Origin of the sequence: Onishia niordana, from assembly GCF_004798965.1 — a bacterium.
Taxonomy (GTDB): Bacteria; Pseudomonadota; Gammaproteobacteria; order Pseudomonadales; family Halomonadaceae; genus Onishia; species Onishia niordana.
Map to the genome: position 1 here is coordinate 172,046 of NZ_SDSD01000005.1, position 18,526 is coordinate 190,571.

An 18,526-nucleotide genomic window follows, 5' to 3' on the forward strand; every position below is an offset into this window, starting at 1 on the left:
CCCGCCGAGAGTGTCGAAGCGCTGATGCGCTCACGCTTCACGGCCTTTGTGTTGCATCAGGAAGATTATCTGCGCTGGACCTGGCATCCCGACACCTGCCCGGTAGAGATGGGGCTTGCCGATGCGACTGACTGGAAGCGACTTGAGGTGTTGGATGACGGCCAACAGCAAGGCGAAGGGGAAAGGCCGTTGAGTGGCTGGGTGCACTTTCGCGCGACCTTCAAGGAGCGTGGGCGCTGGCAGTGTCTCGAAGAGGTGTCAAACTTCACGCTTCTGAATGGCCGGTGGGTATACGTGGACGGTGATGCACAGGTGATGTCATTGAAGCCCGGTCGTAATGATGCCTGCCCCTGCGGTAGCGGACGCAAGCTTAAGAAGTGTTGCGCCCAGTAAGGGAGTGTTGAGGGCTATTTGTCCGCAGACGAAGGCCTGGATGCAGGAAGCGGTAGCATTTCCAGGTGTTCTAGCAAGAGTTGATGCTCAGCCCGCTTCTGAGTGCAGCCTTCATTGAGAAATGTCTGAAGCGATAGCGTGACGCTGGATTCGCACATGGACTCGTAGACGTATAGCGCACGTTTTGCCGCGGCAATCGCTTGGCTAAATTGTCGGCGGGCAACGGTGGCAGGCTCATCGTCGTGGGCGAGCGACACCAGGCTGAAATGGCCTTGCTCATGAGCGATGTCGGTCATGTCCATGTCATGCGTAAAGGGGGCTAGTCTGGCTAATCGTGCCTCGCACTCCGTCCCTAGCAGAGCCAGCAGTCGACTGGTGGTCGGGTCGAGCATCAGGAAATGAAAGGCGGCGCTCCGGTAGCGCTGCTTTTCCGCTTGTTCATGTGCCCAGAGCTGCTGAATCTGTAGCTCTGGACGTGGACTGAGGGCTAGGCGCGGCTTGACCTTGTCGATCATGATGGCCTCCTTGTCGCGTTGACGGCGAATAAGCGGATGATACCCAGCGCACATCATAAGGCCCTTAGTAAAGCTTCATATTGATGCGCGTCAGCCATGCGAATGATCAGTGCTCGGTAATAACCTCCGACGAATCGCTAGGCTGGCTTAGCGACTTGCCGATGAGGTTATCCATTAGTTTAGACGACTGGCAAGAGGACAGCGCTAACGGATTGGGGCTCCGCCTGGTGTTATTCTCGTGTCAGGCATCGCCTGGGCCAGACATGCAAAAGGCCGCCGATCAATGATCGGCGGCCTTTTTGTAGGCGTCATCGTGGTGTTGGTAACACCCGACGCTCTAGCCTTACTTGGCGGCTTGAGATGCGCTTTTCACGCTGCTCTCGACCAGCTTCTGGCTCTGCTGAGCGAAGTCTTGGTTGAGGGCAACCACCTTCTCGGCATCGTTCTTAACGCGCTCGCCCAGGTCCTTGGCAGTATTCTGCTGGCCTTCGATGTAGCTGCGCAGACCTTCGGCATCCTTGATGTCCATAGCGGCACGCGCCTGACTCAGGCTAGCGTCGCTGTAGGCCTTGAAGGCATCCAGCTGAGCGCCGACGAGCTTCTCGCTATAGTCCAGGCTCATCGCCGCGTAAGCGCGGGCCGGGCCGAAGAAGAATGTCTCGAGCTGTTCAGTGGTCTTGCCAAAATTGATGTTGTTCATGAAATCGTTCATTGCACACCTCCGTAGACTGACTGGATACGAAGGATGTTGACCTTCGTTGCAGTGCACAATAGCAGGCCGCTTGTTGCAGTGCAACATGCCTGTGTCGCCACCGCGAGTATTAGACGCTTGCCACGGGCATTCGCTATCCCACGGCGAGCTTGGCATGATGAGGAAAACAACCGCAGGCGCTGCATTGCTCGAACATGCCGACCAGGTCATGTATAGGAACAAGGCTGCGGGGGTATCATGTTCTCCTGTGCAGTGTGTATGCGAAGGTAGCCAGCTGATTTTTTCCTAAGGAAGAAGGACAGCCAGATGAACGATACTCGCATTGAGCGTGACAGCATGGGGGAGCTGGAAGTGCCTGCTGGCGCCCTCTACGGTGCCCAGACCCAGCGTGCCGTCAATAATTTCCCCGTCAGCGGCCAGCCGATGCCAGTGGCCTTCATTCATGCCATCGCGCGCATCAAGGCAGCGGCGGCGAAGGTCAATGCCGATCTGGGCCTGCTGGATAAACCGCGGGCTGAGGCAATTGACCAGGCGGCAAGGGCGATCATCGAAGGCGAGCATGACGATCAATTCCCCATTGATGTTTACCAGACCGGGTCGGGGACCTCGAGCAACATGAACGTCAATGAGGTGATTGCTCACCTGGCTTCCCGTGATGAGTTGCCGGTAGGGCCAAACGATCACGTCAACATGGGGCAATCCAGCAACGACGTCATTCCTACGGCGATTCATGTGTCGGCGGCTCTGGCGGTGAAGGACGCGCTTCTGCCGGCACTGTCGCACCTGCAATCTCGTATCGATGCCAAGGCCAATGAACTCGATGGCGTGATCAAGACCGGGCGTACACATCTGATGGACGCCATGCCGATACGCATGAGTCAGGAGTTGAGGGGCTGGTCGAGCCAGGTATCCCAGGCCATCGAGCGTTTCGAGGACGGTCAGGTGCGGCTGGGGCGTCTGGCACAGGGCGGTACCGCCGTCGGCACTGGCGTCAATGCTCACCCTGAGTTCGCCGAGCGCATGGCCATGGTCTTGAGTGATCAGACGGGCCTGGCGCTGATGCCCAACGACAGTGCCTTCGCCAGCCTTGCCGGCCAGGATGCGGCCGTTGAGCTCTCGGGGCACCTCAAGACCTATGCCTGTGCGGTGATGAAGATCGCCAACGATCTGCGCTGGATGAATTCCGGTCCATTGGCCGGTCTTGGGGAGATCGAGCTGCAAGCTCTGCAGCCCGGTAGCTCCATCATGCCGGGCAAGGTCAATCCGGTGATTCCGGAATCCGCGGCCCAGACGGCGGCTCAGGTCATCGGGTTGGATGCTGCTGTAGCGGTGGCCGGGCAGAGCGGCAACTTTCAGCTCAACGTCATGCTGCCGCTGATCGCGCACAACCTGCATAGCGCGCTTACCTTGATGACCAACGCAAGCATGTTGCTGGCCGATCGCGCCATCGCGACCTTTACCGTGCGTGAGGACAACATCCAGGCGCCCCTGTCGCGCAATCCGATTCTGGTGACCGCCCTGAATTCCGTGATCGGCTATAACGCCGCGGCCGCCATCGCCAAGAAGGCATACCAGGCGGGTCGGCCGATTCTCGATGTCGCTGAGGAAGAGACCGACCTTGGTCGTGACGAGCTGGAAAAGCTGCTGGATCCCGAGGCGTTGACCCGCGGGGGCATCCCGAAATAACGCCTGCGTCCAGCACCTGGCAGAAGCCCGCCGGGCCATCGCCAGGTGCTGGACGACGAGGTGCTGCTCTCCATGCCGCATGAGAGCGTCGGGCCGTTCTGGAGCATTCCCGGGAGCGGCCCTCAAGATCCCTAGGATAGCCGCCGGATGAGGAAAGACGCCTGAAGCCCGCAGGCCCAGACGTGTTCCCCCTCGCGGCTTGCATCTTTAGTGCGCGTCACAGCACCTTGCGGCGTAAAAGGCCAGTAATGGCTTCGCCGACCAGCACCAGCGCGATGATGGCGATCAGGATCGTCGCCACGGTTGGCCAGGCGAAGGTATCGATGGAGCCCTGCAGGATCACCCCGATGCCGCCGGCGCCCACCAGTCCCAGCACGGTGGACTCGCGGATGTTGATGTCCCAGCGTAGGATGACGATGGCGAAGAACGCCGGCATCACCTGTGGCACCACCGCGTAGGCGATCACCTTGGCCTTGGAGGCGCCGGTGGCCTCCATGGCCTCCACCGGGCGGCGGTCGATCTCCTCGATGGCCTCGCCCATCAACTTGCCGATGAAGCCCACCGAGCGGAACATGATGGCGAGTATCCCCGCCAGCACGCCGGGGCCGAAGATCGCCACGAACAGCAGCGCCCAGATGATGGTGTTCACCGAGCGGCTGGAGACCAGGATGAAGCGCCCCAGCCACAGGCAGGCGCGGTTGGGGGTGGTGTTCTGGGCGGCGATGTAGGAGACCGGCAGGGCGATGAAGATGGTCAGCATCGTCGCCAGGGTGGCGATGTGCACCGTCTCGATCATGGCATCGACGATCTCGCCGAGCCGGCTCGGATCCGGCGGCCACATGCGTGCCCCCAGGCTCGAGATCTGGTTGGGTGCGTCCCACACCCAGGGCCAGAAGATGTCGATGTCGCGCACCGCCCAGACGACCACCATCAGGGTCAGCAGCATCACGCCATAGCGGATCAGCTGCTGCTTGGGGTTGTGCCGTCGCCAGACGCGATCGGCCAACAGGTCGGCATCATCTACCATATCTTCTTCCTCACCCAGCCGCTTACGCCTTCACTGGCCAGGATCACTGCGATGATCACCAGTAGGATGGCGAAGGCAAAGTCATAGTCGTAGCGCCCGAAGGCGTTCATCAGCGTGCTGCCGATGCCGCCGGCGCCCACGATGCCCACCACCGCGGATGCTCGCAGGTTGCTGTCGAGCTGATACATGGAGAGCCCCACCTGGCGTGGCAGGATCTGCGGAAAGACGGCGTAGTACAGCGTCGCCAGGTAGCCGGCGCCGGTGGAGCGCATGGCCTCCACCTGCCCCCAGTCGATCTCCTCGATCTCCTCGGCGAGCAGCTTGCCGACGAAGCCGATGGAGTAGAGGGTCAGCGTCAGGATCCCCGCCAGCGGGCCGAAGCCTACCGCTGCCACGAACAGGATGGCGACGATCACCGGGTGGAAGCTGCGCGAGATGATGATCACCGCGCGCCCCAGCAGATAGATCGGCAGCGGCGCGATGTTGCGCGCCGCCATTACCGCGAAGGGCACCGACAGCAGTACGCCGAGCAGGGTGGCCATGATGGCGATCTGCAGGCTCTCGGTGAAGCCGGTGAGCAGTAGGTCGAAGCGCGACAGGGTGGGGGGGAAGCCGCCACCGAAGATGCGCGCTGCCCGCGGCAACCCCTCGCTGATCCGCTCCCAGTTGAACGGCAGGCTGCCGAACGCCCAGATCAGGTAGGCCACCAGCACTACCAGCAGGCCGTAGCGCACCAGTGGGTTGGCGATGAAAGGTGGCTTGCGCCAGGTGCGCGGAATAGCGGACTCCTCGTGCTCAGGCGTGGCCATCGTGCACCTCCTCGGCCGGTGGAGCCGGTTCGTCCTCTGGTGCCTCGATGCCGCCATAGATGGCGTCCAAGGCGTCCTTGTCGAAGTCCGAAGGGATGCCATCGAAGATCATCGTGCCGTGGCGGAGCCCGACGATGCGGTCGGTGTAGGTCCTTGCCTGAGCCACGTTGTGGATATTGATGAGCACTGGCAGCGATAACTCGCTCGCCAGGCTCTGCAGCAGCACCATGATCTGCTCGGAGGTGCGCGGGTCCAGCGAGGCCGTGGGCTCATCGGCGAGCAGTACCTCGGGCTCCTGCATCAGTGCCCGCACCACGCCGACACGCTGGCGCTCGCCGCCGGAAAGTTCGTCGGCGCGCTTGTTGGCATAGTGGGCGATGCCTACGCGCTCCATCAGCACGAAGGCTCGTTCGATGTCCGCGGCCGGATAGCGGCGAGTGATGGCCTGAAACAGGTTGACGTAGCCGAGTCGTCCGGCCAGCACGTTCTCCATCACGGTGAGACGATCGATCAGGTTGAAGCCCTGGAAGACCATTCCGATCTTGCGTCGGGCACGGCGCAACTCGGCATGGCGCAGCGTGACTAGTTCGGTGCCGTTGAGCTTGATCGAGCCGGAGGTGGGCTCCACCAGGCGGTTTATGCAGCGCAGCATCGTGCTCTTGCCGGCGCCGGAGGCGCCCACGATCGAGACGACGCTGTTGCCTTCCACGGTCAGGTCGAGCCCCTTGAGTACCGGCTCATCTCGGCCGTAGCGCTTGATCAGGTTGGATATCTCTAGCATGGAGGGGTCCGTCGAGAAAGGATCGCCAAGACGACGGCGCCGGCCTTCCGGGAAGGCCGGCGCTGCTGACTCGCGAAGGTTACTGGAGGTTGTCGGGCGTGTACTCGACGCCGTTGGCATTCTGGATGGTGCGGATGACCTTCCAGTTGTCCTGGTAGTTGATGGGGATGAACTTCTCGACGCCCTCGAACTCCTCGCCGAGCTCGGTGCCGGCGAAATCAAAGCTGAAGAAGGCCTCCTCGATCTTTTCCACCAGATCCGGATGCAGGTTGTGGGCGTAGTTGTAGGAGGTGGTCGGGAAGCTGTCGGACTCGTAGATGATCTTGACGTCCTCCGGATCATAGAGCCCCCTGGCGGCCATGCGATCGACCACCTCCGAGGCCACCGGGGCGGCGTCGTAGTCCTGGGCCACCACGCCGAGCATGGACTGGTCGTGGCTGCCGGAGTAGACGACCTCGTAGTCCTCGTCGGGCACGATGCCCATCTCGGGGAACAGCGCCCTGGGCGCCTGGTTGCCGGAGTTGGAGGTCGGCGAGGTGTGGGCGACCCGCTTGCCCTTGAGGTCCTCCATCTCGTCGATACCGGAATCGACGTGGGTGTAGAGCTGCAGGGTGTAGCCGAAGCGGCCGTCGTCCGAGCCCATCAGGGCGAAGGGCACTGCGCCCGCCAGGTTGACGGCGAAGGGCGTCGGGCCGGTGGAGAAGCCGGCGATGTGCAGGCGGCCGCTGCGCATGGCCTCGACCTGGGCCGAGTTGGACTGCACGGCGAAGAAGCGGACGTCGCGATCGGTGACCTCCTCGAGGTGCTCGATGAACGGCTGCCAGATGTCGGAGTAGATGGCCGGATCCTCGACCGGGGTGTAGGCGAAGATCAGCGTGTCGGGATTGGCCCATTCGGACTCGTCTGTCGGCCGGTCGGCGACCATGTCGCCATTCTCGTCGCAATAAATGTCGGCCAGGGCGCCTCTCTCGCAGTCTTGTTGAGCCTGTGCTTGTCCGACGGCCAGCGGCAGCAGTGAAAAGAAGGCAAGAGTGGCGAGCGGGAGTCTTCCTGATCGGGCTAGAGGGTGGATCATGGCGTGCCTCATGATTATTGTTCGATTATTGTTGTATCAAGCTTTCGGAAACCTATATGTCAATTGTTATTGATGATTGATTCCGAATAACCACCTTCAATCTAGGGTTTGTCTCGAAACCATGTCAAACACTTTCCCCCCCGCCAAGGGTGCCTGGCGCAATCACTACCTGCTGATGCGCCACGGCCACAGCCAGGCTAACCAGGAGGGGCGCATCATCAGCTCGCCGTCGCTTGGCCTGACGGAGTTCGGCCTGTCGCCCCACGGTCGCTCGCAGCTCGACACCCTGCTGGCCGAGTGGCGCTGGGCGAGGCCAACAAGGATTCTGCACTCGGATTTTCGTCGTACCACTGAGACCGCCGAATGCGTCGCGCGACATGTCGGCCTGGCGCTCACCGCCGAGCCGCGCCTGCGTGAGCGCCATTTTGGAAGCCTCGAAGGGGAGAGCGATGACCGCTATGCACAGGTGTGGGCACGTGATGCCCGGGACCCGGCGCATCGCCATGGGGGTGTCGAGGCCGTGGTCGATGTGGCGGCGCGGATGCGTGCGGTAATCGACGAGGTTGAGTGTCGCCACCGTGAAGAGACGATCCTGCTGGTCAGTCACGGCGACCCGCTGCAGATCCTGCTGACCGCCCTGGAGGGGCGCCCACTTAGCCGCCACCGAGAGCGCGAGCCCCTGGCGCCGGCCAGCATTACCGTCTTGTAACCTGGCCTGTCAGGCGCTGCGGCGGATAGCTTCAGCGTCCGTTCATGCCTTGATGTCAGGCGGCCTGAGCCCCGTTGCGAGTACGGATGTAGTGCCCCAAGTGGCTCACTTCTTCCGTGGAGAGTCTCAGCCCCAGTTTGGTGCGTCGCCAGAGAATATCCTCGACGTTACGTGCCCATTCATGCTCGATAAGGTAGTTGACCTCTGCCGCGGTGAGTCCTGCGCCGAATCTCTCGCCAAGGTCTTCTTCACCACGGGCATCGGCCAGAAAGCCAAGGCACAAACTGCCGTAACTCGACGCCAGGCGTCGAGCCCGGGATTCGCCGAGGAAGGGGTATTCGCGCACCAAGCGGGCGACGAAGCTTTCCTGACTGCCGATATCGCCACCCGGCAGCGGCTTCTCGGCGGTCCAGCTGGGACCCATGTCTGGCAGCAACGGCGACAGCTTGTCCATGGCGGCCTCCGCCAGTCGGCGGTAAGTGGTGATCTTGCCCCCAAATATCGATAGCAGCGGCGCGCCTGAGTCATCCAGGTCAAGGGTGTAATCACGGGTCATGGCCGAAGGATCGGCGGACTCGTCATCGCACAGCGGGCGCACGCCGGAGAACGTGGTGACGATATCGTCTCGGCTAAGCGTCTGACGGAAGTGGGCGTTGATGACATCGAGGATGTAGTCGGTCTCCTCGTCGCTGGCAGAAACCTTGGCCGGGTCGCCCTCATAGCGCCGGTCAGTGGTCCCCAGCAGGCTATAGTCCTGCTGGTAGGGCAGCACGAAAACGATACGCCCGTCGTTGTTTTGCAAGATGTAGGCGCGCTCGTCGGCATTGATGCGGGGCACCACCAAATGGCTGCCCTGGATCATGCGAATACCGTAGCGCGATCGGCGGGTGGTCTTTCCGCTGATGAACGATTCCACCCAGGGGCCGGCTGCATTCACCAATGTCTTGGCGCGCCGGGTCATCTGGTGTCCCGTATCGCGCGCTTCGAGGGTGATATGCCATTCGCCGTTTTCTTCGCGCGCGTCGATGCAACGGGTGCGGGTCAGAATTTCGGCGCCCAGATCCTTTGCCTGAAGGGCGTTGAGTACGACGAGACGTGCATCATCGACCCAGCAGTCGGAGTATTCGAAACCGCGGGTGATGCCAGGCTTCAAGGGGCTCGCTGCATCGAAGCGCAAGCTCTTGGACGCCGGCAGGCTGTCGCGCTGGCTTAAGTGGTCATACAGGAATAAGCCGGCACGAATCATCCAGGCCGGCCGCAGGTGCGGCTGGTGGGGAAGAATGAACCGCAGTGGCCAGACGATATGCGGGGCTTTACTGAGCAGTACCTCGCGCTCGTGGAGGGCCTCGCGCACCAGGCGGAACTCACGGTGCTCAAGGTAGCGCAACCCGCCGTGAATCAGCTTACTACTCGCCGAAGACGTGGCGCTTGCCAGGTCGGCCTGCTCGCATAGCCCGACCTTCAAACCGCGCCCCGACGCATCATTGGCGATGCCGACACCATTGATGCCGCCACCGACGATAAATATATCGAGAAGCTCATTCTGCTGGGGATCACGCATGGCTTGCTCCGCGAGATATAGGGCCCAGAGGGACAAATGCCGATGCGCCCAAGGTGTGTTCGTTTTAGAAAATGTAGTATAGAAAAGCGAACACCAAAGATGCAAATCGAAAGCGGCTATGTTTCATGGCGGCTGCCAGGCGCGACGTGGTAGGAATAGGCTGGCGGTAGTGGCTTGAAGCGTGGCCACGGGGCGAGAGCAGGAAGAGGCCCGCTTATGAAGCACGGGGCAACATGTTTGACGATGGTGGGGTAGAGGTCTGGCGCCGGGGCCTTAGGCTAGGTCTGAAAAGTGTCTACGCTCGGCTATACGGCGTTAAAAATCTGCTCGTGCGCGGGCCAGGTCCTTTTTTCGCTGATTTTTGCCTTGTCTATCCTTCGCTCGTCGAATTTTCGGACAAGGCCTAGCTGTCAGGTCCTGATGTTAGATTTTATCGTCAGGTCTTGGAATTCGTTGGTGCGATATGAACGGCCACGTCGTTGCTGTCCAGCAGTCGGCGGATCGCCTCGGGTGGCTCTCGATCCGTGAACAGGGCGTCGATCTGGGTGATTCGGCCCTGGCGGACGACCGCATTACGGTGAAACTTCGAGTGATCGGCAATCAGGAAAACCTGGCGAGAGTTCTGGATGATAGCCTGAGCGACTCGCACTTCCTGGTAATCGAACTCGAGTAATGAGCCGTCCTCGTCGATACCGCTGATGCCGATGATACCCACGTCAACCTTGAACTGATTGATGAAGTCGATGGCCGCTTCACCGATGATGCCGCCATCCCGTGAGCGTACCTGGCCGCCAGCCACGATAACGTTGAAATCCTCCTTGTGCTGCAGGATCGCCGCCACGTTGAGGTTGTTGGTTATGACTTCCAGGCCCTGGTGATGCTGCAGCGCCTCAGCCACCAGTTCGTTGCTGGTCCCGATGTTGATGAACAGCGAGGCGTGATCGGGAATCTGCGAAGCAAGATAGTCGGCAATGCGACGCTTGGCTTCGACATTCAGTGTCTTGCGCGTGTGGTAGGCAGTGTTGACGGTGCTCGACTCAAGGCCTGCGCCGCCGTGAACGCGACGAATCAGCCCCTCGTTGGATAGCGCATTGAGGTCGCGGCGGATCGTCTGAGGCGTGACGCCGAAGTCGCGGGTCAACTGCTCGATAGAGGCATAGCCCTGATGTTTGACCAGAGCAATGATGGCATCGTGGCGTTTCTGCTGAATCATGACGGGCCCGGTCTGGCTAAAGGTAAATATGGATCGCGGCTGGCCGCGTTGGCGTTAATGTTAGCAAGAAACGGCCGGGCGTTGGTGCCGTGGTCATCGCATTGGTGAGGTGTTAGACGATGGTGTAATGTGTCCCGCCCGCCCTGGCAGTTGTTGTAAAGTGAACATTGCTTTGCCTTTTCATGATGCAAAAGCGAAACCTCATGCCGCCCCAGCAAGGGCGATATAGTCGTCTAGTCAAAGGAATCTGTTTCATGGCCTCCTGCATCCTCTCCATCGACCAGGGAACGACCAGTTCTCGTGCCATCCTGTTTAGCCGGGAAGGGGAAGTGTTGGCCTCGGCTCAGGAGGAGTTCGAGCAACACTTTCCTGCAGATGGCTGGGTGGAGCATGATCCGGAGGATCTCTGGGCGACTGTCGAGCGCACCTGTCGCGCCGTGCTTGAGAAGGCCGGTCTCGCGGCCGATCAAGTGGCGGCCATCGGCATTACCAACCAGCGGGAAACCACCCTGGTCTGGGATCGCGTGACCGGCAAGCCGGTCTATTCGGCCATCGTCTGGCAAGATCGACGCACACATGACGTATGTCGGCGCCTTGGCGATCAGGGTCATGGCGAACTGATTCGTGAGCGCACTGGCCTCCTGATTGATCCCTACTTCTCAGCGACCAAGCTCAAGTGGCTTCTCGATGAGGTGCCCGGCGTGCGTGAGCGTGCCGAGGCCGGCGAGTTGGCTTTTGGGACTGTCGATACCTTCCTGCTCTGGCGTCTGACCAGCGGGCGCATACATGCCACCGACGCGACCAACGCATCGCGTACCGCGCTGTTCAACATCCATACCCAGTGCTGGGATTCAGACCTGCTCGAACTGTTCGGGATTCCGGAGAGCCTGTTGCCGGAGGTGAAGGATTCGAGTGATGACTTTGGTAGCGTCGATGCGCATCTGTTCGGAGCGCCGATCACGGTAGCCGGCATTGCCGGCGATCAGCAGGCGGCACTGGTCGGTCAGGCCTGCTTCGAGCCCGGGATGGGCAAGAGCACCTATGGCACTGGCTGCTTCATGATTCTCAATACCGGCGACAAGGCCGAGACATCTCGAAACCGCTTGCTGACCACCGTGGGGTATCGACTCAATGGCAAGGTCACGTACGCCATGGAGGGCAGTATCTTCGTTGCCGGTGCTGCCATACAGTGGCTACGCGATGGCCTCAAGCTGTTCGCCGATGCGGCCGAAACCGAGCAGTTGGCAAGCACCACGCGCAGTGGTCATGGTGTCTACCTGGTTCCGGCCTTTACTGGTCTTGGTGCCCCGCACTGGGACCCTCAGGCGCGTGGCGCCATTTTCGGGCTGACACGTAGCACCGGCATCGCCGAGCTGGTCGCCGCCGGCCTGCAGTCGGTGTGCTTTCAGACCCGTGACCTGCAGGCCTGCATGGATGACGATATCGCTGCGTCCACCGGCACCCTGAGGGTGGATGGAGGCATGGTCGCCAACAACTGGGTCATGCAGTTTCTGGCCGATATGCTGGGCGTGCCCGTCGATCGTCCTCAAGTGCTCGAGACCACGGCTCTGGGCGTGGCCTATCTTGCCGGGCTGCATATCGGGTGGTATCGCGACCTGGATGAGGTCGCCGCGCTCTGGAATGGCGAGCGTACCTTTACCCCGGAGATGCCTGAAGCGGAGCGTGAAAAACTCTATCAGGGCTGGTGCGAGGCCGTGCGGCGGGTGAAGAGTGAAGCCCAGGCAGGTGATGATCAGGTGGTCGTGCTCTGAGGATCACACTGCTCGCCAAGCGATTGAGTTGCCATCAGTTTTTTTAGGCAAGAGACTTGCAATCTGCGCTGCGATGGGTAGAATACGTCTCCGTTGCCGAGGCAAGCATCGCTTGTCATGCAGCAGTTGATGCAGGACCGTAGCTCAGTTGGTTAGAGCGCCACGTTGACATCGTGGAGGTCAGCGGTTCAAATCCGCTCGGTCCTACCAAATTCTAAAATCCCGCAGCCCATGGCTGCGGGGTTTTTTCGTTCTGGACGTTTCTTTCTCGGCGATCTCTGGGGGTATGCCGTCAGAGCGTCGCCAGATCGGTGCGCTCAATGAAGATCTTCATCAGTGCCTCGATGCCGGCCTGGTCCTGGTCGTTGAAACGCGCGGGCAGTGGGCTGTCGAGGTCGAGAAGGCCCCATAACTGATCACCGCTCGAGAGGGGAATGACCAGTTCAGAGCGTGAATCCGCGTCGCAGGCGATGTGATCTTCAACGGCGTGCACGTCATCGACCCGCTGAGTGACACGGCTGCGGGCCGCGGCACCACAGACGCCTTTGGTAAAGGGGATGGGATTGCAGGCAGGCTTGCCCTGGAAGGGGCCCAGTATCAGTGTCTCTGGCTTGCGATGCAGGTAGAAGCCCGCCCAGTTAAGGCCCGGTACGCTCTGCGTGATAAAGGCGCAGGTCTGGGCCGTGTTGGTCAGGGCGTCGCGCGTGTCGAGCAGAGCCTCGAGCTGGCGGGCAAGCAGGCCATAGTCGGTCTCGGGCAGTTCAGCGCGATTCTGGGTCATGATCGGTCCTTGTGTCTTTGCAGGTTAAGACGGCATGGCAGTAGGCAGTAAAAGCGAGGCCGGCATCAGACGGTAAAACGCCAGCGCTCGAGGCGCTGGCGTTAACAGGTGGCTTGGGAGCTAAGCGTAGGAATTACTTCCAGCCGGGAACCGCTGCGCCTTTGAACAGTTCTTCAGCCTTTTCGATGACGGCCTCGCTCTGATAGGCATCGACCAGCTGCTTGATCGCTTCGCGGTCTTCGTCGCCACCACGTACCACGATCAGGTTGACGTAGGGAGACTCGGGGCCTTCCTTGATCAGGGCGTCGTCCAGGCTCAGGCCGGCCGGCTGAGCGAAGGTGTTATTGATGAAGGCCAAGTCGACGTCGGGCAGCACGCGCGGCAGCTGAGCAGCCTCGATCTCGCGAAACTCGAAGTCGTTCGGGTTATCGATGATGTCGATCGGCGTCGCTTCAAGGTTCTGCGGATCTTCAAGCTCGATCAAGCCCTGGTTGTGCATCAGGATCAGGGCGCGTCCTTCGTTGGACGGATCGTTCGGCAGCGCGATAACGGCACCTTCCGGCAGCTCTTCGATGCTATCGAATTTCTCGGAGTAGGCGCCGATCGGATAGACGAAGGTGCGCCCGGCGATGGCGAAGTCATAGTCACGGTCTTCGACCATGCTCTGCATGTACGGCTCATGCTGGAAAGCGTTGGCATCCAGGCTACCGTCGGCCAGCGCGGCGTTGGGCGAGACGTAATCGGTGAACTCGACGATCTCGGCATCCAGGTCATATTCTTCCTTGGCGATGCCAAGCGCCACCTGCATGACGTCGGTCTCGGGCCCGGCCACCGTGCCGATCTTGAGCGTCTGGTCTTCATCGCTGCCGCAACCGGCAAGCAGAGTCGTGCCGACAAGGGCAGCAGCCCCCAGCAGGCGGCTGGGGCGAAGCAGAGTTGCCAGGGTGTTGGTCATCGTGATGCTCTCCCATGAGGCTAAAAAGCCGCGAATGTTATCTCGCCGGATAGGCGAGTGGTGTAGTGGCAAACCGAATGGGTAGCATCCGGCGCCGTCTGTCGCTCTGCCATCCCGGCAGAACGCGATCGTTACTTGTGGTCTGCCTTGCGCACCAGGTGGTCGCCGATGCTCTGAAAGCCCTGCACCATGACCACCAGAATGGCCACGGTAATCAGCATGACGACCGGGTCAAAGCGGTTGTAGCCGTAGCGAATGCCCAGGTCACCAAGACCGCCGCCGCCGACAGCGCCGGCCATGGCCGAGTAGCTGATCAGTGTCACCACGGTGATGGTCATGCCGTTGATGATGCCGCCCTTGGCCTCCGGCAATAGCACCTTGGTAATGATCTGATAGGGGGTAGCGCCCATCGATTGTGCGGCCTCGATCAGCCCCGGCGGCACTTCGTTGAGTGCACCTTCCACCAGGCGAGCGACAAAGGGAATCGCCGCAATGGTCAGCGGCACGATGGCGGCGTTGGTGCCGATCGAGCTGCCAGCAATCAGTCGCGTGAAGGGAATGATCGCCACCATCAGAATAATGAAGGGGATAGAGCGGCCCACGTTGGTGACGATGGCCAGCACCTTCTGAGTCACCGGATTGGCGAGGATCTGCCCCGGGCGAGTGACGTAGAGCAGCACGCCCAGCGGAATGCCTGCCGCCGCCGCGATAAGCCCGGCGACGCCGACCATGTAAAGGGTATCGAGGGTCGCCTCGAGAATCAGTTCAAGCATTGCGCTGGACATGACCAAGCACCTCCACTTTTAGATCGTGGTTTTCCAGGTATTCAAGGGCCTTGCGCGTGTCGTTGGTGTCGCCGATCAGCTCGGCGATCATCAGCCCCAGGGTGCGTCCCTGAATCGACTCCACCTTGGCCTGCAGGATGCTGACATCCACGCCACACTCCCGCGCCAGTCGCGATACCAGTGGGGTGGCTACGGCAGCCCCGCCGAAGGCCAGGCGCACCACAGGGTGGCTGTGCTCATTGGGTGTGGCTTCGAGTCGCTCGACCAGCGCCTGGGGCGGCTCGAGCTCCAGAAAGTTATTGAGAAACTCACGGCCCAGCTGCGTCTTGGGCGCGGTGAAGAAATCGCCGACGTCGGCTTCTTCGACCAGTTCGCCGTCGGAAATCAGACCCACTCGATGGCAGATGGTCTTGACCACTTCCATCTCATGGGTGATCAGCAGAATGGTCAGGCCCAGCTGCTGGTTGATGTCCTTGAGCAGCTCGAGGATCGAGCCGGTCGTCTGTGGGTCCAGCGCCGAGGTCGCCTCATCGCACAACAGCACCTTGGGGCGACTGGCCAGCGCCCGGGCAATGGCCACGCGCTGCTTCTGTCCACCGGAAAGCTCGGCCGGATACTTGTCGGCCTTGTCGGCAAGCCCCGTCAGGTCAAGCAGCGGCATGACGCGCTCCTGGATGGCGGCCTTGCTCATGCCCACCAGTTCCAGCGGCAGGGCGATGTTGTCATAGACACTGCGCGAGGCCAGCAAGTTGAAATGCTGGAAGATCATGCCGATCTGATGGCGAGCATGGTTGAGGCTCTGACCATTCAGCTGGGTGAGCTCTTCGCCATCCACCTGGACGCTGCCGGTGGACGGGCGTTCGAGAAGGTTGACGCAGCGAATCAGCGTTGACTTGCCTGCACCGGACAGGCCGATGACGCCGTGGATGCTGCCCTTGGGGACATGCAGGTCGACGTGCTTCAAGGCCTGAATGGCATGAGCACCGCTGCCGTATGTCTTGGAGACGTTTTCGAGTCTGATCATGGGTCCGTCGAGTCGCTGGCCGATCGATGGGAATGCGGGCTTTCGAAGCAGGGAAGGGGCAGTCCAGTGCGAAAAAAAAGGCCACCCTGACGGGTGGCCATCAACGCTGGACACACCCTTTTAGCTGCACTTCCCGCTTGGCTCGACGAATCCGAGCCGGACGAGGGCGCCCGCAAGCCGGGTACAAATCGGCGCCAAAAAAGTGGGGTGAATCTTAGGGTGACGACCCTGGGGTGTCAACAAACTTGGTACAAGTTTCGGTCTATCGCCTCAATACCCAGCATATATCGCTGCCTTTGTAGCGATAGGTACCAAAAGGTGCGGTCGTTGCGCCGCATCTACTCGTGCAGGGGCATTCATACGGGTTGCCAGAGCGCCTTAAACAGGGCCCTTTTAATAGAACTCTCTCGACAAGATCCTGCTTGGTGGCCTTTCTGGCTGGTAGACTCGATATCCTGGTGGGCGTTGAGTCGCCCGGATGATGTCGCACGCAGAGGATCACCATGTTTACGGGTATTGTACAAGGCACCGCTACCCTGGTGTCAGTGACCGACAAAGCGGACTTCAAGACATTCGAGATGGCCCTGCCGTCCGAGCTTTGCGATGGGCTTCAGACCGGTGCCTCGGTGTCACACAACGGCGCCTGCCTGACGGTAACGGCTATCGATGGCAGCCATGTCTGGGTGGATCTGATGCGCGAGACGCTGCGCCTGACCAACCTTGGTGCAGTCAACGTCGGTGATCGCATCAATATCGAGCGGGCGGCGCGTTTCGGTGACGAGATCGGCGGACATGCCATGTCGGGTCATGTGGTTTGCATGGCCGAATTGGTCGAACTCGAAGAGGCGCCCAATAATCGTCGTCTGTGGTTCTCGGTACCTGCCGCCTATGGACGTTTCCTCTTTGACAAAGGCTATGTCGGTGTCGATGGCATTAGCCTGACCATCGGCGAGGTGCGACCCGATGAGGTGGGCAGTAGCCCTCGCTTCTGTGTGAACCTGATCCCAGAAACCCTGGCGCGTACCACGCTTGGTGATCGCAAGCCTGGCGATTACGTCAACATCGAGATCGACCCGCAGACCCAGGCGATTGTCGAGACGGTCGAGCGGGTGATGGCCCGTCGTGGCTAACTGGCGAGACCTTGGTGAAGAGGGATCGAATTGACCATTCCGTCAAGTTTTCGTTGATGATCATGCGTGACACTGGCTTGGCGCTTGCTTGTAAATAGCCAAGCGAAGGCCTCTGCATGACGCCTCGCTGCGGCCGGTGATCCCACAAGGTTCGCCGGCCGCGCCGTATCAGGATGCCGCCTAACGTATCGCTTCGGCCTTGGCCGATAGGGTAAGATGTGCGGCTTTTCTCGCACCCGGACCATCCAGGTCCACGCGCCAGGGTAGGGTAATGCCGATGTTGAAACGATTGCTCGACAACCACTTTAAGCTCAGCGAGCACAAGACCAATGTTCGCACCGAGATCATCGCCGGGGTCACGACCTTCCTGACCATGGCCTACATTATCTTCGTTAACCCGAGCATTCTCTCGGAAGCGGGGATGGATTACGGGGCGGTATTCGTGGCGACCTGTGTGGCCGCTGCCATTGGCTGTCTGATCATGGGGTTGTGGGCCAATTACCCGATCGCCATGGCGCCGGGCATGGGGCTCAATGCCTTCTTCACCTATGGGGTGGTGCTGGGCATGGGCTATACGTGGGAGACCGCCCTGGGCGCCGTTTTCCTCTCTGGTTTCACCTTCTTCCTGCTCAGTGTATTTCGCATCCGTGAGTGGATCATCAACTCCATTCCCATGTCCCTGCGACTGGGCATTGCGGCGGGTATCGGCCTCTTCCTTGCCATGATCGCACTCAAGAACGCCGGCATCGTGGTCGATAATCCGGCGACACTGGTATCGCTTGGCGATCTGACTCAGCCGTCGGCGCTTTATGCTCTGGGTGGCTTCTTCGTGATCACCGCGCTTTCACACCTGCGCATCACAGGTGCCGTGATGATCGGCATCCTGGGTGTTACCGTGCTGTCGATGCTGCTTGGGCACAATGAGTATGCGGGCGTGATGTCGATGCCGCCCTCCGTGGCGCCGACCTTCATGGCCATGGATATCGCCGGCGCCTTCGATGTGGCGATGTTCAGCGTGATCTTTGCCTTCCTGTTCGTCGATCTGTTTGATACCTCGGGGACCCTGATCGGTGTCGCCCAGCGCGGCGGGCTGCTCGACAAGGACGGTAAGCTGCCGCGTGTGGGTCGCGCCATGATGGCCGACTCCACCGCCTCGATGGCGGGTGCCGCGCTTGGCACCTCGACCACGACCAGTTACATCGAGAGCGCGTCGGGCATTGCCGCGGGCGGTCGTACCGGTCTTGCCGCGGTGGTGGTGGGGGCGCTGTTCCTGATCAGTTTGTTCTTTGCCCCGCTGGCCGGCTCGATTCCTGCCTATGCCACGGCAGGGGCGCTGCTCTATGTAGCCTCACTGATGGCGGGCAGTCTTGCCCATGCCGACTGGGACGACGCGACCGAAGCCGCGCCGGTACTGATCGCCGCCCTGGCGATGCCGCTGACCTTTTCGATTGCCGAGGGCATCGCACTTGGGTTCATCAGCTACGCTGCCATCAAGGCATTGTCGGGTCGCTTCAGTGACCTGAGCCCGGCGGTAATCGTGCTGGCGATCGTCTTCGTCCTCAAATTCTTCTTCCTCGACTGACCACTGGATTCGATCT

Annotated in this window: 18 protein-coding genes and 1 tRNA gene; 7 read left to right on the forward strand and 12 right to left on the reverse strand. The window is 60.8% G+C overall.

The genetic code is table 11. The features are described from left to right. Positions 1 to 24 precede the first annotated feature (24 nt). Positions 25 to 393 (forward strand): YchJ family protein, encoded by a 369-nt coding sequence (locus ETC27_RS11185; RefSeq protein ID WP_306462167.1) that lies wholly within the window; start codon positions 25 to 27, stop codon positions 391 to 393. Between the two features lie 14 nt (positions 394 to 407). Here the strand turns inward: ETC27_RS11185 and ETC27_RS11190 are convergent, their stop codons facing one another. Together ETC27_RS11190 and ETC27_RS11195 are read right to left on the reverse strand one after the other, a co-directional pair. Beyond that, entirely contained in the window at positions 408 to 908 is a 501-nt protein-coding gene (locus ETC27_RS11190) for a hypothetical protein (RefSeq protein ID WP_136255078.1), read from the reverse strand. A gap of 343 nt (positions 909 to 1,251) precedes the next feature. Beyond that, positions 1,252 to 1,620 carry a phasin family protein gene (locus ETC27_RS11195; protein WP_240724890.1) on the reverse strand — a complete coding sequence of 123 codons (369 nt, stop codon included), beginning with the start codon at positions 1,618 to 1,620 and terminating at the stop codon, positions 1,252 to 1,254. A 306-nt stretch (positions 1,621 to 1,926) separates the two neighbouring features. Here ETC27_RS11195 and ETC27_RS11200 point away from each other — a divergent pair, with 306 nt between their 5' ends. Next, on the forward strand, positions 1,927 to 3,306 hold the full coding sequence (locus ETC27_RS11200) for a class II fumarate hydratase (RefSeq protein WP_136255079.1): 1,380 nt from the start codon (positions 1,927 to 1,929) through the stop codon (positions 3,304 to 3,306). Positions 3,307 to 3,523: 217 nt separating this feature from the next. On the opposite strand, the gene phnE (ETC27_RS11205) is transcribed toward ETC27_RS11200, so the two are convergent. The 4 genes from phnE (ETC27_RS11205) to phnD all read right to left on the reverse strand — a co-directional run bounded on the left by phnE (ETC27_RS11205) (position 3,524) and on the right by phnD (position 6,998). After that, positions 3,524 to 4,333, reverse strand: a complete 810-nt coding sequence (gene phnE / locus ETC27_RS11205; protein WP_136255080.1) for a phosphonate ABC transporter, permease protein PhnE — start codon at positions 4,331 to 4,333, stop codon at positions 3,524 to 3,526. Further along, positions 4,327 to 5,142 carry a phosphonate ABC transporter, permease protein PhnE gene (gene phnE / locus ETC27_RS11210; protein WP_136255081.1) on the reverse strand — a complete coding sequence of 272 codons (816 nt, stop codon included), beginning with the start codon at positions 5,140 to 5,142 and terminating at the stop codon, positions 4,327 to 4,329. The genes phnE (ETC27_RS11205) and phnE (ETC27_RS11210) overlap by 7 nt, the downstream gene beginning before the upstream one ends. Next, a complete protein-coding gene (gene phnC / locus ETC27_RS11215) occupies positions 5,129 to 5,923 on the reverse strand; it encodes a phosphonate ABC transporter ATP-binding protein (protein WP_136255082.1) in 795 nt (264 codons plus the stop codon). Before phnC ends, phnE (ETC27_RS11210) begins: the two co-directional genes overlap by 14 nt. Before the next feature lie 79 nt (positions 5,924 to 6,002). Further along, positions 6,003 to 6,998: a phosphate/phosphite/phosphonate ABC transporter substrate-binding protein gene (gene phnD, locus ETC27_RS11220; RefSeq protein ID WP_136255083.1), complete on the reverse strand. Its 996-nt coding sequence runs from the start codon at positions 6,996 to 6,998 to the stop codon at positions 6,003 to 6,005. 121 nt (positions 6,999 to 7,119) lie between these two features. On the opposite strand from phnD, the gene ETC27_RS11225 reads away from it, so the two are divergent. Continuing rightward, a complete protein-coding gene (locus tag ETC27_RS11225; protein WP_136255084.1) occupies positions 7,120 to 7,707 on the forward strand; it encodes a histidine phosphatase family protein in 588 nt (195 codons plus the stop codon). A gap of 55 nt (positions 7,708 to 7,762) precedes the next feature. Here the strand turns inward: ETC27_RS11225 and glpD are convergent, their stop codons facing one another. Next, on the reverse strand, positions 7,763 to 9,268 hold the full coding sequence (gene glpD, locus ETC27_RS11230) for a glycerol-3-phosphate dehydrogenase (protein WP_136255085.1): 1,506 nt from the start codon (positions 9,266 to 9,268) through the stop codon (positions 7,763 to 7,765). A 436-nt stretch (positions 9,269 to 9,704) separates the two neighbouring features. Continuing rightward, complete coding sequence (locus tag ETC27_RS11235; RefSeq protein ID WP_136255086.1) at positions 9,705 to 10,481, reverse strand: DeoR/GlpR family transcriptional regulator; 777 nt, start codon at positions 10,479 to 10,481, stop codon at positions 9,705 to 9,707. Between the two features lie 254 nt (positions 10,482 to 10,735). Here ETC27_RS11235 and glpK point away from each other — a divergent pair, with 254 nt between their 5' ends. Together glpK and ETC27_RS11245 are read left to right on the forward strand one after the other, a co-directional pair. After that, positions 10,736 to 12,253 (forward strand): glycerol kinase GlpK, encoded by a 1,518-nt coding sequence (gene glpK / locus ETC27_RS11240; RefSeq protein WP_136255087.1) that lies wholly within the window; start codon positions 10,736 to 10,738, stop codon positions 12,251 to 12,253. A gap of 133 nt (positions 12,254 to 12,386) precedes the next feature. Then, positions 12,387 to 12,463 (forward strand) — tRNA-Val (locus ETC27_RS11245). 82 nt (positions 12,464 to 12,545) lie between these two features. On the opposite strand, the gene ETC27_RS11250 is transcribed toward ETC27_RS11245, so the two are convergent. The 4 genes from ETC27_RS11250 to ETC27_RS11265 form a co-directional block, all read right to left on the reverse strand. After that, a complete protein-coding gene (locus ETC27_RS11250) occupies positions 12,546 to 13,034 on the reverse strand; it encodes a free L-methionine (R)-S-oxide reductase MsrC (protein ID WP_136255088.1) in 489 nt (162 codons plus the stop codon). A gap of 133 nt (positions 13,035 to 13,167) precedes the next feature. Then, the gene (locus tag ETC27_RS11255; RefSeq protein WP_136255089.1) at positions 13,168 to 13,989 is read right to left on the reverse strand and encodes a MetQ/NlpA family ABC transporter substrate-binding protein; all 822 of its coding nucleotides are present in this window, start codon (positions 13,987 to 13,989) and stop codon (positions 13,168 to 13,170) included. Positions 13,990 to 14,120: 131 nt separating this feature from the next. Beyond that, the gene (locus ETC27_RS11260) at positions 14,121 to 14,774 is read right to left on the reverse strand and encodes a methionine ABC transporter permease (RefSeq protein WP_136255090.1); all 654 of its coding nucleotides are present in this window, start codon (positions 14,772 to 14,774) and stop codon (positions 14,121 to 14,123) included. After that, entirely contained in the window at positions 14,755 to 15,798 is a 1,044-nt protein-coding gene (locus ETC27_RS11265; RefSeq protein WP_136255091.1) for a methionine ABC transporter ATP-binding protein, read from the reverse strand. The genes ETC27_RS11260 and ETC27_RS11265 overlap by 20 nt, the downstream gene beginning before the upstream one ends. 503 nt (positions 15,799 to 16,301) lie before the next feature. On the opposite strand from ETC27_RS11265, the gene ETC27_RS11270 reads away from it, so the two are divergent. Together ETC27_RS11270 and ETC27_RS11275 are read left to right on the forward strand one after the other, a co-directional pair. Beyond that, positions 16,302 to 16,928: a riboflavin synthase subunit alpha gene (locus ETC27_RS11270; RefSeq protein WP_136255092.1), complete on the forward strand. Its 627-nt coding sequence runs from the start codon at positions 16,302 to 16,304 to the stop codon at positions 16,926 to 16,928. Positions 16,929 to 17,205: 277 nt separating this feature from the next. Next, positions 17,206 to 18,510 carry an NCS2 family permease gene (locus ETC27_RS11275; protein WP_136255201.1) on the forward strand — a complete coding sequence of 435 codons (1,305 nt, stop codon included), beginning with the start codon at positions 17,206 to 17,208 and terminating at the stop codon, positions 18,508 to 18,510. Positions 18,511 to 18,526 lie beyond the last annotated feature (16 nt).

Bases quoted from the DNA above. Each gene is read 5' to 3' on its own strand.
- ETC27_RS11185 (WP_306462167.1), top strand. From the start codon at position 25: ATGCGCTCACGCTTCACGGCCTTTGTGTTGCATCAGGAAGATTATCTG.
- ETC27_RS11190 (WP_136255078.1), bottom strand. From the start codon at position 908: ATGATCGACAAGGTCAAGCCGCGCCTAGCCCTCAGTCCACGTCCAGAG.
- ETC27_RS11195 (WP_240724890.1), bottom strand. From the start codon at position 1,620: ATGAACGATTTCATGAACAACATCAATTTTGGCAAGACCACTGAACAG.
- ETC27_RS11200 (WP_136255079.1), top strand. From the start codon at position 1,927: ATGAACGATACTCGCATTGAGCGTGACAGCATGGGGGAGCTGGAAGTG.
- phnE (WP_136255080.1), bottom strand. From the start codon at position 4,333: ATGGTAGATGATGCCGACCTGTTGGCCGATCGCGTCTGGCGACGGCAC.
- phnE (WP_136255081.1), bottom strand. From the start codon at position 5,142: ATGGCCACGCCTGAGCACGAGGAGTCCGCTATTCCGCGCACCTGGCGC.
- phnC (WP_136255082.1), bottom strand. From the start codon at position 5,923: ATGCTAGAGATATCCAACCTGATCAAGCGCTACGGCCGAGATGAGCCG.
- phnD (WP_136255083.1), bottom strand. From the start codon at position 6,998: ATGATCCACCCTCTAGCCCGATCAGGAAGACTCCCGCTCGCCACTCTT.
- ETC27_RS11225 (WP_136255084.1), top strand. From the start codon at position 7,120: ATGTCAAACACTTTCCCCCCCGCCAAGGGTGCCTGGCGCAATCACTAC.
- glpD (WP_136255085.1), bottom strand. From the start codon at position 9,268: ATGCGTGATCCCCAGCAGAATGAGCTTCTCGATATATTTATCGTCGGT.
- ETC27_RS11235 (WP_136255086.1), bottom strand. From the start codon at position 10,481: ATGATTCAGCAGAAACGCCACGATGCCATCATTGCTCTGGTCAAACAT.
- glpK (WP_136255087.1), top strand. From the start codon at position 10,736: ATGGCCTCCTGCATCCTCTCCATCGACCAGGGAACGACCAGTTCTCGT.
- ETC27_RS11250 (WP_136255088.1), bottom strand. From the start codon at position 13,034: ATGACCCAGAATCGCGCTGAACTGCCCGAGACCGACTATGGCCTGCTT.
- ETC27_RS11255 (WP_136255089.1), bottom strand. From the start codon at position 13,989: ATGACCAACACCCTGGCAACTCTGCTTCGCCCCAGCCGCCTGCTGGGG.
- ETC27_RS11260 (WP_136255090.1), bottom strand. From the start codon at position 14,774: ATGTCCAGCGCAATGCTTGAACTGATTCTCGAGGCGACCCTCGATACC.
- ETC27_RS11265 (WP_136255091.1), bottom strand. From the start codon at position 15,798: ATGATCAGACTCGAAAACGTCTCCAAGACATACGGCAGCGGTGCTCAT.
- ETC27_RS11270 (WP_136255092.1), top strand. From the start codon at position 16,302: ATGTTTACGGGTATTGTACAAGGCACCGCTACCCTGGTGTCAGTGACC.
- ETC27_RS11275 (WP_136255201.1), top strand. From the start codon at position 17,206: ATGTTGAAACGATTGCTCGACAACCACTTTAAGCTCAGCGAGCACAAG.